Annotated in this window: 14 protein-coding genes; 9 read left to right on the top strand and 5 right to left on the bottom strand. The window is 45.6% G+C overall.

The features are described from left to right. Nucleotides 1-129 precede the first annotated feature (129 nt). Nucleotides 130-2,265, bottom strand: a complete 2,136-nt coding sequence (gene recQ / locus FN782_RS12725; protein WP_142506187.1) for a DNA helicase RecQ — start codon at nucleotides 2,263-2,265, stop codon at nucleotides 130-132. A gap of 179 nt (nucleotides 2,266-2,444) precedes the next feature. Between recQ and FN782_RS12720 the strand changes: the two genes are divergently transcribed. Continuing rightward, the gene (locus FN782_RS12720) at nucleotides 2,445-3,389 is read left to right on the top strand and encodes an ABC transporter ATP-binding protein (protein ID WP_185956281.1); all 945 of its coding nucleotides are present in this window, start codon (nucleotides 2,445-2,447) and stop codon (nucleotides 3,387-3,389) included. A gap of 51 nt (nucleotides 3,390-3,440) precedes the next feature. On the opposite strand, the gene FN782_RS12715 is transcribed toward FN782_RS12720, so the two are convergent. Next, a complete protein-coding gene (locus FN782_RS12715; RefSeq protein ID WP_185956280.1) occupies nucleotides 3,441-4,976 on the bottom strand; it encodes a class I adenylate-forming enzyme family protein in 1,536 nt (511 codons plus the stop codon). A gap of 460 nt (nucleotides 4,977-5,436) precedes the next feature. Then, entirely contained in the window at nucleotides 5,437-5,559 is a 123-nt protein-coding gene (locus FN782_RS17315) for a hypothetical protein (RefSeq protein WP_281285957.1), read from the bottom strand. Between the two features lie 223 nt (nucleotides 5,560-5,782). On the opposite strand from FN782_RS17315, the gene FN782_RS12710 reads away from it, so the two are divergent. Beyond that, entirely contained in the window at nucleotides 5,783-6,994 is a 1,212-nt protein-coding gene (locus tag FN782_RS12710) for a cytochrome P450 family protein (RefSeq protein WP_342778396.1), read from the top strand. A 70-nt stretch (nucleotides 6,995-7,064) separates the two neighbouring features. Here the strand turns inward: FN782_RS12710 and FN782_RS12705 are convergent, their stop codons facing one another. Further along, nucleotides 7,065-7,952 (bottom strand): LysR family transcriptional regulator, encoded by an 888-nt coding sequence (locus FN782_RS12705; protein ID WP_342778395.1) that lies wholly within the window; start codon nucleotides 7,950-7,952, stop codon nucleotides 7,065-7,067. Nucleotides 7,953-8,068: 116 nt separating this feature from the next. Here FN782_RS12705 and FN782_RS12700 point away from each other — a divergent pair, with 116 nt between their 5' ends. Continuing rightward, complete coding sequence (locus FN782_RS12700; protein ID WP_246064948.1) at nucleotides 8,069-9,097, top strand: YeiH family protein; 1,029 nt, start codon at nucleotides 8,069-8,071, stop codon at nucleotides 9,095-9,097. Between the two features lie 6 nt (nucleotides 9,098-9,103). Here FN782_RS12700 and FN782_RS12695 read toward each other — a convergent pair whose 3' ends face one another. After that, complete coding sequence (locus tag FN782_RS12695) at nucleotides 9,104-9,481, bottom strand: DUF3899 domain-containing protein (RefSeq protein WP_142506183.1); 378 nt, start codon at nucleotides 9,479-9,481, stop codon at nucleotides 9,104-9,106. A 209-nt stretch (nucleotides 9,482-9,690) separates the two neighbouring features. Between FN782_RS12695 and FN782_RS12690 the strand changes: the two genes are divergently transcribed. The 6 genes from FN782_RS12690 (at nucleotide 9,691) to FN782_RS12665 (ending at nucleotide 17,417) form a co-directional block, all read left to right on the top strand. Continuing rightward, nucleotides 9,691-11,331: a peptide ABC transporter substrate-binding protein gene (locus tag FN782_RS12690; RefSeq protein ID WP_246064947.1), complete on the top strand. Its 1,641-nt coding sequence runs from the start codon at nucleotides 9,691-9,693 to the stop codon at nucleotides 11,329-11,331. Between the two features lie 406 nt (nucleotides 11,332-11,737). Beyond that, the gene (locus FN782_RS12685; RefSeq protein WP_142506182.1) at nucleotides 11,738-13,339 is read left to right on the top strand and encodes a peptide ABC transporter substrate-binding protein; all 1,602 of its coding nucleotides are present in this window, start codon (nucleotides 11,738-11,740) and stop codon (nucleotides 13,337-13,339) included. Nucleotides 13,340-13,476: 137 nt separating this feature from the next. Then, on the top strand, nucleotides 13,477-14,406 hold the full coding sequence (locus FN782_RS12680) for an ABC transporter permease (protein ID WP_142506181.1): 930 nt from the start codon (nucleotides 13,477-13,479) through the stop codon (nucleotides 14,404-14,406). Between the two features lie 8 nt (nucleotides 14,407-14,414). Then, nucleotides 14,415-15,356, top strand: a complete 942-nt coding sequence (locus FN782_RS12675; protein ID WP_425462713.1) for an ABC transporter permease — start codon at nucleotides 14,415-14,417, stop codon at nucleotides 15,354-15,356. 19 nt (nucleotides 15,357-15,375) lie between these two features. After that, the gene (locus tag FN782_RS12670) at nucleotides 15,376-16,407 is read left to right on the top strand and encodes an ABC transporter ATP-binding protein (protein WP_142506180.1); all 1,032 of its coding nucleotides are present in this window, start codon (nucleotides 15,376-15,378) and stop codon (nucleotides 16,405-16,407) included. Further along, entirely contained in the window at nucleotides 16,404-17,417 is a 1,014-nt protein-coding gene (locus FN782_RS12665) for an ABC transporter ATP-binding protein (protein WP_142506179.1), read from the top strand. Before FN782_RS12670 ends, FN782_RS12665 begins: the two co-directional genes overlap by 4 nt. Nucleotides 17,418-17,500: the final 83 nt, after the last annotated feature.

Raw genomic sequence — 17,500 nt, 5'->3', positions numbered from 1 at the left:
ATAGGAAAAAAAAGAAAACCCTCTCATGGAGGGGAAGGTCTTGCGACCTTCGGGGGTCTCAGCGAGAAAAAAGAGGTGTGGAGATGAAAATTGAATTTCCGATTGTCAGTTCCTCGTTCTTTAAAAGTTTTATTTATGTTCCGCCAGTTTGGCAAAAACCGCCCGAATGGTTGTATAGGAAATGTGATTGGGGAGGGCTTCCTTAATGGGCTTGAGGCGGGTTCCTCCCACTTGTTGAATCGCTTGGCGGACGAAACCTTCCTGACCTTCAGGGATCAGACGATCCCAATCGATTGAATAACCTTCTCCAGCCGCATCAAAAAGGTGTTTTTCAACAGTGGAAATGACAATCCCCCGTTCGCGGCTGATGGATTCCAGATCCTTTCCTTCCTGCCAAAGCCGCCAGGTGATCAGGTGACTGGGTTCTTTGTCCTTTTTTTGCGAAGATGATGTATTGTCCCCAGCCAATTCACTGGTCGTTTGATCAGGGCGAAGTCCATTCTCCTCTATATATCGGCGGATAACGGTTAAGAATTTCTCCCCATACTTCTCCAATTTCCTCTCTCCAACACCACGGATGAAACGCATGCTTTCCCGGTCTGTAGGGAGGGTTCGGGTCAGGTCTGCCAACGTACTGTCAGGAAAAATTAGATAAGGTGGCACCTGTTCTGCTTCCGACAGCTCCCGTCGCAGGGTGCGAAGAACTTCGAAGAGATCTTCCCGAATGGAAGCTAACCGTTTCTTCCGTTTTTTCACCCGAAGGAGCACCTGTTTTTTTCCTCTTAGAACCTCGATGGCTTCAGGGGTCAAGGTGAGAACGGGATATTCATCTTCCGTCAGTCTGAGATAGCCTTCCGCAGTCAGAACGTGGATGCGATGCGTAATCTCTTTTTCTGTATACTCTTGAAGAATTCCATACGTGGGCAATCGGTTGAAACCCCATTCAAGAACACGCTTGCTTTTGGACCCTTTTAATACTTTGGCTGTCAGTGAAACGCCGAATCGCTCCCGCATACGACGGATACAGGAGAAAATTTTTTGTGCTTCCACCGTTACATCTGTTTTTTCTTCCTCCGCCGTGCAGTTACTGCATTTCCCACAGGGGTCCGAAGAGGTTTCTCCAAAGTAGCGGACGAATGTTTGCTGCAAACATTGCTGTGTATGGGCGAAACGGTACATTTCCTGCAATTTGGCGTGTTCTCGCATTTTTCGTTCCGGGGAAAGCTCGGATTGATCGATCAGGTACTTCTGAGTATGTACATCCGAGGGAGAAAAAAGCAGGATGCATTCACTCTCTTCTCCATCCCTCCCTGCCCGACCGGCTTCCTGGTAATACGCTTCGATTGTGCGGGGCATCTGGCAATGGATCACAAATCGAACATTGGATTTATCAATCCCCATGCCAAAAGCATTCGTAGCAACAATTGCCTGTACCCGGTCGTAGGCGAAATCCTCCTGTGCCTGTTTTCGCTCTTTTTCCGTTAATCCCGCGTGGTAGCGACCGACTGTCATCCCTCGTTCTGTTAAAAAACGGTGCAATCCATCTACATCCTTGCGGGTGGCACAGTAGAAAATGCCCGGTTGTCCGGGACGTTCCTTTAAATACTGAAGTGTGAAGTCCTGAACCGATTCTCCATGTAAAACAAAAAAAGAAAGGTTTTTGCGTTCCACGCCTCCGGAGAAAATCCGATCTGAAGAAAAAGAGAGAAGACGAGCGATATCCTCACGTACTTCCTGCGTTGCGGTTGCTGTGAAGGCGGCGATCACCGGTTTTTGCGGAAGCTCTCCGATCCAGTGTGCCAAGGCCCGGTAACTGGGACGAAAATCATGTCCCCACTGTGAGATACAATGTGCTTCATCCACTGTGACAAGAGATAGCGGAATCTTCCGGAGCATGGTTTGAAAGCGGAGTGATTCCAAGCGCTCTGGAGCGATATATAACAACTTGTAGGCTCCTTGATTGGCATCCCGCAAGTGCAGTTCCATCTCTTCAAAAGAAAGCGAACTATTGATATAGGCAGCGGGAATTCCCAGCTGATTCAGGTTATCCACTTGATCTTTCATCAATGAGATTAAGGGTGAGATGACCAAGGTGAGTCCTGATTTCATGAGTGCGGGGATTTGATAGCAAATGGATTTTCCTCCGCCAGTGGGCATAATGGCAAAAGTATTGTGTCCGTCCAGGATACTTTGAATGATCCGTTCCTGGCCCGGACGGAAGGAGGGATAGCCGTAGTATCGTTTTAACAGATCCAGCGGTTTCAAAAAAGCATGCTCCTTCCATCTAAGATAGTTTGCGACGGGTTATGGAATCATTATATCGGAGAGTTTGGATGCCGTACAGAAAGTACAGATGAAAAGGGTTTTCTATTAAAAAAAGAGTCTTGTATGCTATAAAGGGAGGATGATTCGTTGTTTATTATTTATTGGGAGGAGTCAAATCATTGAACCGTTTTCGATCAACATGGTTGGGGATTAAGTTGTTGCCTGACCCGGTGTTACATAGGATTGAGGAGTCCTTTCCAGAGCAAGATTGGGAGGATCCATGGCCAGATGTCCAAAAATTTAAAGGAGAAAAATGCTATATTTTCTATCGGAGATCTAAACCCCCCATTGTTATTTCCGAAACGGGGAAAATCCTATCTAAGAAGGGCTTACAGAAGGAGAAAAGTAATTGGAAATTTCTATCATACTTGCTTTCCATCGTACGGGGGATCGTTTCGCTTTTTATAGGGATCGTTTTTCTTTTTTCCATTATGGTGATCAGTATGGCGATTTGGGATATATTTGCGGACCCGCCGGAAAATGCGTTTATCGAGGACGAAAGCAGTGTTTGGTTAACACTGTTATTCGCTTATTTCACGATCTTTGCTCTTCTTTCTTTTCATTTTCTCCGCCCGATGAACTGGAACGTGTTAAAAATTCTGAGACGACGTATCTTTCTGGGTTCTTTGCTGGCTTTGGCGATTCTATTTTTCCCCTTTTTAGTGCTTGCCCAAGACGCTTATACCTTTTATACTCCCAAGGGAATTGTGTCGTCTAATTATTGGGAATGGAACGATCAACAAAAGGTTTCTTGGAAAACATTTAAAGAAGTCCGATTTACCACTCGGTGGGGTGAAGAATCGTTCTATCTGGTTTTTGAAGGAACGGCGAAAAATGGAAAAACCTTTTTATGGCAGGCTGATTCCCACGATGAGGTGAAGGGCTATATGAAACTGGTGAAAAAGGCTGATGAAACGGGAATTCAGAAAGTGGTCAAATGGATGACGGATGAAGAGTTATTTGATGTATACAGTCATTTTGGAGATGAACCCCGTAAGTTTTTTTATGAAAAAGCTCAGTATTTTGAAAAGAAATACCCGGGTCAATCTGCTGAAGACCATTGATGAACAATCTGTTGCTGAAAAGGCATCCCATTGGGGGATGCCTGAAAATGTTTACTGGGACGCGGTAGATGATTCTTCTTCATTTGCTTTCTGATGCAAAACGTTTTTCATCACTTTACCGATTTCATTCTTGGGAAGTTCCTCTGTAAATACGACTTCTGCCAGCTTATAGGGGGCGAGATGTTTATGAACGTATGTCAATACATCGCCTTCAGTTAAACGGGAGTCGGCTTTTTTTACAACGTAAGCACGGGGGATTTCTTCCCAAAAAGGATCGTTACGGGCAACAACGGCTGCTTCCAGAACCTCATCCATGTCCATCAGAACATTTTCCACCTCTACCGGAAACACTTTTTCAGCACCGACATGGATGACGTCTTTGTAACGACCGACAAGATAGAGAAAGCCGTTTTCATCCATCTTGCCGGCATCTCCTGTGAAAAACCAGCCATCCCGAAGTGCTTTTCTTGTTTCTTCTGGGTTTTTCCAGTATCCCTTAAACAGCTGAGGTCCCCGAATAACCACTTCCCCCACTTCTTTTTGAGGTAACTCGTTTTCTGTTTCGGGATCGACGATCTTTATCTGTCCGATTAGGTTCTTTCCTACGGAACCACACGTTTCAATTCCCATCAGATCTGGATGCCAAAATGTGGCCACACTGGTGTATTCACTTAAACCGTATATTTGGAGAACAGGGAAACCAAGTGCGTAAAACTGTTTGATGATGGGGACCGAAACCGCGGCACCTCCGCTGACAATCATTCGAAGCGTTTCCAGCTCCCGATTTTCTTCCATGATACTACCCAATATCATTTGTAGCATGGGTCCGATCCCGACAGCTTGGGTGACGCGTTCTTTTTCAATCAGATCCAGAATATGATGGGGGTGAAAGTGAGGCATACAGACAATGGTCATTCCAACATAGGGGGCGCTGGTAACCATGACGGAGCCACTGATATGAAAAAGGGGTGTGGGCAGCAATGCTCGATCCCCCATTTGAAATCCCACATGGGAAAATGCGGCGGGACCCGGATGATAAAGATTGGTATGCGTGGCAATCACCCCCTTGGGTTTACCAGTGGTACCGGATGTATAGGTGAGCATCGCCGGGTCTTCACCATCCAGTTCTACATTGGGCTCTTTTGTTGCATAGGTGGCAAAAATGGAAGAAAAATCGGGATGAAGCTCTCCACTGATAGAGACTTGAACCCATTCCCGAATAAAAGGGACTTCATTTGTTTGAGGCAATGATGAAGAGAAATCCCCGTCGTAAAAGATGGCATCGGGTTGGCTGTGTTCCAGAATCCATATCAGTTCATCAGGGTGTAAACGATAATTGAGAGGAACGGCGATCGCTCCGATTTTTAAAGCGGCCCATAAAATCGTAATGAACGGATGATCTGTCAGACAGAGAATGGCGATTCGGTCTCCTTTACGGATATTCCGTTCTTGAAGGTAGTGGGCGAGTTGATTGACACGTTGGTTTAATTTTCTGTATGTAAGGCGAACGGAGGGTCCTACCACTGCCTCCAGCTGGGGATGAAGATTGCTTCGGTTTTTCAGAATATCTCCCATGACAAGACTCAAGTATAAAACCTCCTTATCAGTCCATCTCATTTATGTCAAACGAGAAAAAGGAACTGATCGTTCCCATTATTACAAAATTAGGAGATAGGATGATGTTCATGACAAAGTCAGTAGCGGAGTTCGAGTGGAATCCCTCCGCTAACCGAATCACCTCCTTTCGTGAAGAGATGTCTTTGTCGGCAGTCCTCAGAATGCTTTGTTTGATTTGTTATGATGAGAGGAAGTGTCCTTTCTTTTCAAATCCATAAAAAGCCCCGCTGCAAACGGGGCTATAAAGAAGCATATTTTTGTTTGGATTTGCGGGAAAAAATCTCTGCGCATGAATGTGATCCATTTCTTTCACACATTTTTAAGTGGAATCCCTACATTATTACCTTGAAAAAACGAATTGTCTGCTACACTTGAAATGCATCTGCTGAGATGCTGTCTGTATGGACAACATTAGCAGATCCGTGTTTTGCTATTTAGGGCTGTTTGCAACATCAGACATAAACTGAACCAATCCCCAAAACCCGGCAACTACTGTCAAGGTCCATACAGGCAAACAAAGGAGCAACAATACCGCAGGAATCAAGGTATCCATTTTAGTGATTCTCCTTTTAAGAGGGATTGTTACTAATATAAATAATATTAATTACGAAAATAAGACAAAAGCATTAAATTCATATTACAAAAGTACTAGAAAATATCCGATTCTATTATATGATGAATAGTTTATAAATTTGTAATAATTGATGAAAGGAAATGGATGATGTTTGTAAAATTAAGGAATATAAATGATTATGAACGATAAAGGGGCGAATATTGTGCAGCAGTCTCTCGCGCGTTGGGACATTGATTTATTTTCTTCAGCGTTTAAAAAACATGCGTACTCCATTTACAAAGACCTCAGAGCCAATTCCCCAGTCCATCCTGTGAATATTCCTCTCGAACGAAAAGCTTGGTTGGTGACGAAGTATGACGATGTCGTTGCGATGTTAAAAGATCATCGATTAACAATGGATGCGCGTTCCGATTGTAGAACGGGTCCACTCCCACCATTTGTGGAAAAAAAATACTTGTCAACCAATATGCTCAGCTCTGATCCACCGGATCACACGCGTTTGCGAAAGTTGGTGCAAAAAGGGTTTACCCCACGTATGGTGGAAGGATTGAGAGAGCGGATTGAAAAAATCGCACAAACGTTGTTAGACCAGGTACAAGATCGGAAACAAATGGATTTAATCGAAGATTATGCGTTTCCTTTACCGATCATTGTGATTTGTGAGATGCTGGGGATTCCATCGGAGGATCGTGATCAGTTTCGGGAGTGGTCCAATACGATTGTGGATACCACCAATCACCCGGAGAAGTTTCAGATGTTCTCCCAACAAGTCCGGGAGTTTACGCAATATCTTCAGGAGATGATTGAGCAGAAGCGAAAATATCCAGAAGATGATCTGATCAGTCGGCTGGTTCAGGTGGAATCAGAGGGGTCCCATCTGACAGAAGCAGAACTTTCCTCGATGATTTTTTTGTTGATTGTTGCTGGACATGAAACGACAGTCAATCTCATTGGAAACGGGGGATTGGCTTTGCTTGAACATCCTGATCAGATGGAGATGTTAAAATCTGCTCCTGATTTAATGGAACAGGCGGTAGAGGAATTATTGCGATACTACAGCCCGGTTGAATTGGCAACCAATCGCTGGGCAAAGGAAGAAATTTGCCTCCGTGATACAGTAATTTCCAAAGGAGATATGGTGATTGCCTCCATCGCTTCCGCCAATCGGGATGAAGAGCACTTTGAATGTCCGGATGAACTGGATATTACCCGAAGAGAGAACCGGCATTTGGCGTTTGGGCAGGGCATCCATTACTGTTTAGGTGCTCCCTTGGCTCGCTTAGAAGGTCAGATTGCCTTATCGAATCTTATACAAAGGTTCCCTGACCTGAGATTGGGAGTTTCTGCTGATGCATTGAGATGGCGCCCCAGTTATTTGATGAGAGGATTGAAAACGTTACCAGTGCTCCTTTGAAGGGAATGCTGGTCTGTGGAAAAATTATAGCCCCCCGTCGGCTTTACGGTCCGGCGGGGGGTTTCGGTGTTCAGGAAGGTGGGGTGCGAAGCTTGACTTCCCGAATTAAAAATCGAAGAAAATGATTCATGGCTTGGGTGTGGAAAGAAGTGGCATGGGTGAGAGCAGTGAAGCGTCTATGTAAAGGGCAATCTTTTATTCGAATAGGAAACAGGGTTCCCCAAAACTGTTCCTTTCGGATGGCCCATGGAGAAAGAAGGGTGATCCCCATCCCTGCTTCCACGGATTCCTTGATTGTTTGGATGCTTCCAAATTCCATCACCTTGAGAGGGGTAAAGTGATTGTTCTGAAACAGACTGTCAGCTACCGCACGTGTCCCGGAGCCGGGTTCCCGCAGAATCCAGTTTTCATTCGCCAAATTGGTAAGCGGAGTGATTTGCTGACCAGACAGTGGATGTTCAGCGGGAAGAACCACCATCAGTTCATCATCTGCCACATGGCGGATTGTTAATTCCTGATGATGCACCTCACCCTCCACAATTCCGATATCCAGTCTCCTGCGACGCACTCCTTCTGCGATCTCTGTTGTATTGGCGATCGTTACTGAAGGGTTCACACCGGGATATTGGTTACCAAAGGCGGAAATGATCCGGGGTAACACATATTCACCAAATGTGTAGCTGGCACCGATTGAAAGCGGTCCACCCGTTCCCTGGGTAAGATCATGGATAAGGCGTTCCATCCGTTCATATTGGTGCAGTATTTTTTCGCCTTCCTGCAGAAGAATCTCCCCTGCAGGAGTGAGACGAACCGATTTGTTGGTTCGTTCCAGAAGCAAGGTGCCAAACGTTTCTTCCAAAGAGCGAATGTGTTGGCTGACAGCTGGTTGGGTGAGATGGAGTTGCTCTGCCGCCCGTGAAAAATTTTTCGCTTTGGCAACAGTGACAAAGACCCGCAATCGTTGTTCCAGATGAGATCACTCCTTATTTATAATATAAACTTATCATCGATATAATATATATTCATTTTACTTATAGTATGAACCGCAATAAGGTAAGGATGAGGTGATCTTCCTTGCATAAATTTTGGCATTGTATGATTCAGACTGATCAAGGGAAAAACCATGTGTTCATGAACGTTGGCGGTTTTCTGTTTACGCTGATTTTCGCGGGGGTAGGTTACGGACTTATGTTGTTGCCGGGTCTGGATCGGCTTGGTCCTCTGATTGTAGCCATTCTTTTGGCTGTGGGGTGGCGCCAGATTTTTGGTTACCCGGAGGCATTTCGCTCCGGAATTGTGTTTTCGTCCACAACGGTGTTGCGAGTGGCTATTGTTTTGTACGGATTTCGGCTGGATATTTCTGAATTGATCCGCCGCGGTCCGGAAATGCTCTTATTGGATACAGTAACGGTGATGATCGGGGTAGGGATCGTTTGGTTGTTGGGAAAAAGAGTGGGAATGGACAGTCGTTTTTCACTCCTGTTGGGAGCTGGAACGGGCATTTGTGGAGCGGCAGCCATTGCGGCTGTTTCTCCGGTACTGGGTAACCGGGAAGAGGAAACAGCGATGGGGGTTGGGATCATTGCCCTGTTGGGAACCGTTTTTGCTCTTCTGTATACGGTTCTGCTTCCTGAACTTTCCTTGACACCTGAACAGTTTGGCATATGGACGGGATTATCCCTTCATGAGATTGCCCATGTTGCCGCGGCAGCTTCCCCAGCGGGAGAGGGAGCTCTGACGCTGGCCCTGATGAGTAAATTGGGGCGCGTGTTGCTGCTCGTTCCCTTTGTTTTTATTCTTGTGGCCATTCGAAACCGTCGAACAAAAAAGGGGGAAAGCAACCGCCTGAACCATTTCCCCTGGTTTTTAGTTGGATTTGTCTTAACGAGTTTGGCCGGCTCCTATCTGTCCATTCCTTTGCAGTGGTTGCAGTGGTTGACTTATCTGGGGACATTTTTTCTGACTGCCGGTATGGTGGGGCTAGGATTAAATGTACAGCTTCGTGGGCTTAAAGGTCAAACATTGATCCCGATGGTGACCGTTGGTGTTTCTTCTATTATTCTATCATTCGTGATGCTGGGATTTACGGTTTTGGTCTGGTAAGGTGATTTACAGACTCAGCAGCAAAGAGAGAGCCGTATTGATGATGCCGACACCAAAGCAGACAGTGGCAATCCATGCCCAGGTCTGCTTTTTGCGTTTCTTCTTCTCCTCGCTTCCGGAACCGTCCAAGGGGTCTTCAAAGCCGTATTCTTCCTTTCTTTTGAATAATTGACCAGGTAGAATGTCCATCTTTTTGAAGCCAATGGCAAATGCATCAAAAAAACCGCCGTTAATTACAAAATAGCCCCCAGCTACCATAAGCGGAATAATTCCGGTCATAAACAGGGAATTGATAAAGTGTTCCCATTCACTCGCTGCCTGGATATAGCATGCGGTAATGCTGGCCAAGGTCAAAATAGCTATCCATAATATACGACTTTTCACAAAATCCTCTCCTTTTGTCCTAACCTATGGATAGTAAGCGTCAGCATTTGTATCATACCATAGAAAGAAAAACCGGTTGAAATCTTTCTATTTTTCAATAACTCTTTTCTATGATGAAGAATTCAATTATAATTGGACAAGACTCACAGGATTCAGCAATTAAATCGAGCTTATTATATTCTAAAAATCACCAAGGGAGGAAGAGACTGTTGGTAAGAAAACGGCTTATCCCTGTGTTGGCTGTGGTTACTGTGATCAGTCTGTTATTGACAGCTTGCGGTGGACTGGGACCGAGTGGGGCGACAGGACCGAAGAAGAAATCATTGGACAAAAAGCAAGTACTGAACATGACTTTTCCGGCAGAACCTCCGTCATTGGACAGTGCCGTGACGACGGATGTTACTTCTTTTGATATTTTGAATAATGTGATGGAAGGGCTTTATCGATTGGATAAAGATAATCGACCGGAACCGGCTATTGCCACTGGAGTGGATATCTCCGACGATAAAAAGACGTATACATTTCATTTGCGGGATGCCAAATGGAGTGATGACAAACCGGTGACGGCACAGGACTTTGAGTATGCCTGGAAGCGTGCGCTCAACCCCAAGACAAAGGGGGAGTATGCCAAAATCTTTTATGCGATTCGTAATGCCAAAGCATACAATACCGGAAAAGTTTCCGCCAATGAAGTAGGAATCCAGGCAGTGGATGACAAAACCCTTCGGGTGGAACTTGAGGACCCAATTCCCTATTTTCTCAGCTTGACCACGTTTGCCCTCTATCTTCCCCAGCGGAAAGATATTGTGGAAAAGTATGGGTCAAAGTATGCGACAGAACCGGAATATATGGTGTATAATGGTCCGTTCAATCTTTCGGAATGGAAGCACGAACAAAGGCTGATACTGGAGAAAAGCGACACATATTGGGACAGGCACACGGTTAGCCTGACAAAGGTGAACTTCGACATTGTAAAAGAGACCAATACAGGTGCCAATCTTTATACCACCGGACAGACGGATATTACCCAGCTGGATTCTGAATTGGCGGAAGCGTTTAAGAAAAGCCCGGAATTCCTTCCCGTATCCGGTTCCGCTGTCCATTATCTACAGTTTAATACATCTAACAATTTTTTTTCCAATAAAAAGATACGAAAAGCGATCAGTTATGCCATTGACCGTGAAGCCTTGGTCAAAGTCTTGAAAAACGGGTCCAAGCCGGCTTATGGTCTGGTTCCGCCCTCCATTGTAAACAGTGACAATAAAAACTTTCGCAAACAGGTGGGAGACGGACATCAATATAATCCGGCTGAAGCGCAACGCCTATTGAAAGAAGGCATGAAGGAGCTGGAAATTGAAGAGCTTCCATCGGAAATAAGACTGTTAAGCTATGATGATTATCGAAAAGATGCCGCCATTGTGATTCAGGAGCAATTAAAAACCAATTTGGGATTCAATGTATTGATTGATCCGCAGCCATTCAAGCAGAAATTGGAACTGGAGGCCAACGGTCAGTTTCAAATATCATTTGCCGGATGGTCAGCTGATTACAATGATCCCATGACTTTTTTGGATATTTTTGTAAGTGATGGGGCGTTTAATCGGGGAAATTGGAGCAATAAACAGTATGATCAACTCATTCAACAATCCATGGGTAATAAAGAATACAAGGCGCGTGCCAAGGACCTCGTGAAAGCGGAGACGATTCTAAATGAAGAAGTGCCAATTGCTCCCCTTTACTACGCAGGAACGGTTTACCTGCAAAAGCAGTATGTGAAGGAACTGGTTCGGCATCCGGTTGGTTCTGGACTCAGCTTGAAATGGACTTATATTGACGGAAAAGAGAAATAAACGGGGATCTTAAAGGCATCTGTGTATCATTCACAGGTGCCTTTGTTTACTGGATGATTCCCTTTTGTCATGATCATCCATTTATTTCTTCTTTGATTTCTGATCCAATTACGGTTATGATAGAAATAGTTCAGTATCACTAAACTTTAATTGTGCGAAAGTTATTTCCTTTTCTACTCCAGAAGTATAAAAGTTTCCTCTTAGGGAGGAAGCAGATGTTGAAGGTCGACTAGAAATGAAGTATTGTTTTCTATATGAAGTGTCAGACGATTCCTTCTACGTTTACATAAACTTCATATTTTTTTTGCTGGGATCTCACAATCGTTTTCATACTTGTGTTATCGACCCAGCTGGGTCATAACAATATAGAAGAACTTTTTTATCTCTTCAAGGGGGGAAAACCTTTATGGGCAAGAAGTTCACGATGACCCTGGCACTTTTGTTGGTCGCCAGTATGGTTCTGACAGCCTGCGGCGGCGGTCAGAGTGCCGGAGGGGACAAACAGGTATTGAACATTACGGAGACTGGAGAGCCGCCTGGTCTGGACAGCGCTGTTACAACAGACCAAATCTCCTTCGATATTTTAAACAACGTAACAGAAGGCTTGTATCGGGTTGATAAAAATAATCAACCACAGCCAGCGATCGCGAAAGATGTAGAGATTAGCAAGGATAAAAAGACTTATACCTTCAAACTTCGTGATGCAAAATGGAGCGACGGCAAGCCGGTGAAAGCGCAGGACTTTGAATATGCTTGGAAGCGTGCGCTGGACCCCAAAAGCAAATCCCAGTATGCTTACATTTTGTATCCAATCAAGGGTGCTGAAGAGTATAACACGGATAAAGGTGACAAAAAAGACGTTGGGGTAAAAGCCCTGGACGACAAAACATTGGAAGTCAAGCTGAATGATCCGATCCCATACTTCCTGACCCTGACCACCTTCGCCACCTATCGTCCCCAGCGGGAAGACATTGTGGAGAAGCATGGAAAGGAATACGCCCAGGACCCTGACAAAATGGTTTACAACGGTCCGTTTGTCATGTCGGAGTGGAAGCATAAAAAGAGTTTTCAATTGAAAAAGAATGATAAGTATTGGGACAAAGATGCCGTTAAACTGGATGAGATCAATGCCAACATCGTGAAAGAAACTTCTACCGAAGTCAACCTGTATAACACCAAAAAAGCGGATGTAATTAATGTAAACGGCGAGTTTGTGGATAAGTACAAAGACAGTAAAGAATTGGTGAAAGTTCCTGAGGCCTCTAATTTCTACTTCCAATTCAACACCAAAGAAAAAGTCTTTTCCAATGAAAAGATCAGGAAAGCGTTTTCTTTAGCGATTGAACGGAAAACCATCACTGAAAAAGTGACCAAAGATGGCGTTCCCGCCCAAGGGATTGTACCGATTACGCTGGACGTGAACGGTAAGAATTACCGTGAACAGGCCGGCAACATGATTGAGGAAGATGAGGAGAAGGCCAAGAAGCTGTTGGAAGAAGGCCTGGAAGAGCTGGATATGGATAAAATGCCCTCTATCGAACTGTTGGGTTATGATCGTGAGAACGCCAAAAAGACACAAGAGTATATGAAAGAACGGCTGAAGAATGTTCTGGGTGTCAATGTCGAGATTAAAATCGTTCCGTTTAAACAGAAGCTGGATCTTGAAAACGCTGGTGATTTCCAACTCTCCTTTGCTGGTTGGGGTGCGGACTACAACGATCCGATGACCTTCCTGGAGCTGTGGGTCACTGGTAACCCGTACAACCGTGGTGATTGGAGCAATAAAGAGTATGACAAGCTGATTAAGAAGTCGCAAACCAATGCAGATTATGAGGAGCGGGCCAAGGATCTGATCAAAGCGGAAAAAATCGCAATGGATGAAGCAGCGCTTGCTCCGCTTTACGATCGGCAAAGACTCAAACTGCAAAAGCCATATGTAAAAGGTATTGCCCGTCATCCCTTCGGTGCGGATAACACATACAAGTGGGCGTATATCGAAGGTAAGTAATAGAGAAAGCAACAGGCTGGATACCTAATAAAAGTACACAGAAGGTATATGCCCAGTCGGGTCATATACCTTCTGTGCGCTAATGAAACAATTTTTATCTCGATTCTGATATCTTCAATCAGAAAGGAGTGCAGTTTATGGGTCGATTTGTCTTAAAACGGTTGATCTATATGGTGATCACCCTGTGGTTGATTGCAACCATTACCTTTTTTCTGATGCATAATCTACCGGGCTCTCCGCTGCAAAATGAGGAGAAACTTCCTCCAGAGTTAAAGGAAATCATTTTGAAGGAGTATGGATTGGATAAACCCTTACCCGTTCAATATGTCAATTATCTCGGAAATCTGATCACTGGAGATTTGGGAAACTCCTATAAATATGACGGACGCAAAGTGACGGACATGATTATGGATGGTTTTTCAGCGTCTGCTACATTAGGGGTTCAAGCGATTTCGTTTGGGGTCGTCGTTGGCTTGATTCTGGGATGTGTTGCCGCTCTGCGCCGAGGCACATGGATTGATAGTGGAGCAACCGTTCTATCTGTATTGGGCGTTTCCATTCCCAGTTTTGTTTTGGGAGCGCTTCTCTCCTATTACGTTGGAGTTGAATTGCAATGGTTACCGCCCGCTCTGTGGGAGGGCTGGGAGTATACCATTCTTCCATCACTCGCTCTATCCTTCCTAGTCATTGCCCAGATTGCCCGTTATGTCCGGACGGAGATGCTGGAAGTATTGGGACAGGATTATATCAAAACCGCCAAGGCAAAAGGGTTGGGGCGTCCGGCTGTCATTATCCGCCATGCGCTGCGTAATGCACTGATTCCGGCGATCACCATCATGGCACCCCTGACTGTAGCCCTTTTGACCGGTACGTTGGTGATTGAGCAAATCTTTGCCATTCCCGGTATGGGATATATGTTTGTTGATTCCATTCAGACGAATGATTTTACAGCGATTATGGGTGTCACAATGTTCTACAGCTTTTTGCTGGTTGTCAGTATTTTTATCGTGGACATCTTATATGGAATTATTGATCCCCGGATTCGTCTGACGGGTGCGAAGGAGTGAGTGACGAAATGGCTATGAATACCGATCAGTTGTCGCCGGAACTGTTTCAGCCAGCAGAACGTGAACAGGGAGCAGAGGAAGCTGTCAGTCGCAAGCGCCTGTCTTACTGGCAAGATGTTCGACGCCGTTTTGTAAGTAACAAAGGGGCGATGATCGGTCTTTTGCTGATTGTGATTATTGGAGTCATGTCCCTTGTTGGTCCTTTAATGAATGATTTCACCTATTCGGATCAAAACACGGATATGATGAATATTTCTCCGTTTGAAAAGATTGAAGGGGATTACTGGCTGGGAACCGACCATCTGGGACGGGATCTGTGGACCCGCATCTGGTATGGAGCTGGAATCTCATTGTTAATTGCCATTATTGCTGCTAGTTTGGATTTGGTCGTCGGTGTGACCTATGGGGCCATTTCCGGTTATATGGGAGGCAAAGTGGATGATTGGATGCAACGGCTGGTTGAAGTGCTGGTGGGAGTTCCTCAGTTGGTTGTAATCATTCTTCTTTTGATTTGGTTGGAACCGGGGATTTTTGCGATTGCTCTCGCTTTGGCGTTAACCGGTTGGGTGAATATGTCCCGGATTGTTCGGGCACAGATGCTGAAATTGAAGTCACAGGAGTATGTGCTGGCAGCACGTACTTTGGGGGCCAATACGCGGCGAATGCTGACCAAGCATATGATTCCCAATGTGATGGGACCGGTTATTATTACGTTGATGTTTACGATTCCCAATGCCATCTTTTTTGAAGCCTTCCTTGGATTTATTGGATTGGGTCTCCGTCCGCCGCAAGCCAGCTTGGGTGTTTTGCTCAACGATGGGTACCAGATGTTGCAACTATATCCTTACCAATGCTTACTTCCTGCGACTGTGCTGTCGTTGCTGATGTTCAGCTTTAACCTGTTGGGTGACGGACTGCGGGATGCTCTCGATCCAAAATTGCGTCAATAAGGAAGGAGGGGACGAAACCATGGATCAGAATAACATGCTGGAAGTGCGTGATTTGCACGTATCTTTTCAAACCTATAACGGAGAAGTTCAGGCAGTGCGCGGAGTAACCTTTGATGTGAAAAAAGGGGAGACGGTCGCGATTGTAGGGGAGTCCGGTTGTGGTAAGAGTGTAACCTCGCAAAGCCTGATGCGATTGATTCCTCAACCGCCGGGCCAGATTAAGTCGGGGGAGATTTGGTTTGACGGAAAGGATTTAACCCAGGTTGCAGAGAAGGATATGGAAAAGATTCGCGGGAAGGATATCGCAATGATCTTCCAGGACCCGATGACCTCCTTAAATCCGACCATGACTGTTGGAAAGCAGATTATGGAAGGTTTGATCAAGCATCAAAACATGGGGAAAGATCAAGCACGGGAACGGGCGTTGGAAATGTTGCGTTTGGTGGGAATTCCCAGTCCGGAAAGTCGGATTCATCAATATCCCCACCAATTCAGCGGCGGAATGCGTCAACGGGCGATGATTGCCATTGCTTTGGCCTGTGCTCCGAAGCTGCTGATTGCGGATGAGCCGACTACCGCCCTGGATGTGACGATTCAAGCTCAGATTCTGGAACTGATGAACGATCTGAAGGAAAAACTGGAGACATCCATTATTCTGATTACCCACGATTTGGGTGTAGTAGCAGATGTAGCAGACCGTGTCGTTGTGATGTACGCTGGAAAAGTGATTGAGACAGGTACCGTAGAAGAGATTTTCTATCGTCCGCGTCATCCCTACACATGGGGCTTGATGGGGTCCATGCCACGCTTGGATTTGGAGCAGGAAAAGGAACTGACTCCGATTTTAGGAACGCCACCGGATCTTTTGTCTCCACCCAAAGGTTGTCCTTTTGCAGCTCGCTGTAAACATGCCATGAAGGTCTGCCAGCAGGAAATGCCGGAAACGACTGAGGTTGACAGCGAAACGCATAAAGTGAACTGTTGGCTGGAACACCCCATGGCACCTGCGGTGGAACCGCCGGCTGAAGTGGTAGGAGGGGGTTCAAAATGAGTGTAACCAAACAGAAAGTAGAAAAGATCCTGGAAGTCAACCACGTGAAAAAGCACTTTAAGATGGGTCGCAACCAAGTGGTCAAAGCGGTGGACAATATCTCCTTTGACGTGTACAAAGGGGAAACCCTGGGGTTGGTGGGAGAATCCGGTTGCGGAAAATCCACCATCGGCCGGACGATTATCCGTTTGTATGATACGACGGATGGAGAAATCCGGTTTAAGGGTGAAAGTACCAGGAACCTGAAGGGTAAGGATCTGAAGAAGTTTAATCGGGAAATGCAAATGATCTTTCAAGATCCTTATGCCTCGCTTAATCCCCGAATGACTGTGGCGGATATTATTGCTGAAGGACTGGACATCCACGGATTGGCTCAAGGAGAAGAGCGCCGTCAAAAAGTGACGGAGCTTTTGAAAACGGTGGGTCTCAATGAAGAACATGCGGACCGTTTTCCACATGAATTCAGTGGCGGACAACGGCAGCGGATTGGGATTGCCCGCGCATTGGCCGTCGATCCGGAGTTTATCATCGCTGATGAGCCCATTTCCGCATTGGATGTATCCATTCAGGCCCAGGTTGTCAATCTGATGAAAAAACTGCAACGGGAAAAAGGATTGACTTATCTGTTTATTGCTCATGATTTGTCGATGGTAAAATATATCAGTGATCGGATCGGAGTGATGTACCTAGGGAATTTGGTGGAGCTGGCAGACAGCCAGGAGTTGTATGACCACCCCCTCCATCCCTATACGGAAGCGTTACTTTCTGCCGTCCCGATTCCTGACCCCGATGTGGAAAAGGAGCGGGAACGGATTATCCTGAAGGGGGATGTTCCCAGTCCGATCAACCCTCCCAGCGGTTGTCGCTTCCGTACCCGTTGTCCTAAAGTGATGGATATCTGTGCCAAGGAAACACCGAAATGGCAGGAAGTAAAACCGATGCACTGGGTGGCTTGCCATCTGTATCAGGAAGAGTCCCTAAAAAAAGAGGAAGGGAACAAAAATAAATGAGTAAGCGATACGGCCCCTGAGCAAATGTTCAGGGGTTTTCATTCAGATTGGGCTCTTATTAATACTATAACGAGATAAATTGA

Source organism: Melghirimyces algeriensis, assembly GCF_900182565.1.
In the GTDB taxonomy this organism is placed as follows: domain Bacteria; phylum Bacillota; class Bacilli; order Thermoactinomycetales; family DSM-45169; genus Melghirimyces; species Melghirimyces algeriensis.
Note: the sequence above shows the minus strand (reverse complement) of the source record. Positions and strands in the feature narration are given on the sequence as shown.

What these genes read in the sequence shown, in the direction of transcription:
- FN782_RS17315 (WP_281285957.1), bottom strand. Translation starts at nt 5,559, where the DNA reads ATGGATACCTTGATTCCTGCGGTATTGTTGCTCCTTTGTTTGCCTGTA.
- FN782_RS12685 (WP_142506182.1), top strand. Translation starts at nt 11,738, where the DNA reads ATGGGCAAGAAGTTCACGATGACCCTGGCACTTTTGTTGGTCGCCAGT.
- FN782_RS12680 (WP_142506181.1), top strand. Translation starts at nt 13,477, where the DNA reads ATGGGTCGATTTGTCTTAAAACGGTTGATCTATATGGTGATCACCCTG.
- FN782_RS12675 (WP_425462713.1), top strand. Translation starts at nt 14,415, where the DNA reads ATGGCTATGAATACCGATCAGTTGTCGCCGGAACTGTTTCAGCCAGCA.
- FN782_RS12670 (WP_142506180.1), top strand. Translation starts at nt 15,376, where the DNA reads ATGGATCAGAATAACATGCTGGAAGTGCGTGATTTGCACGTATCTTTT.
- FN782_RS12665 (WP_142506179.1), top strand. Translation starts at nt 16,404, where the DNA reads ATGAGTGTAACCAAACAGAAAGTAGAAAAGATCCTGGAAGTCAACCAC.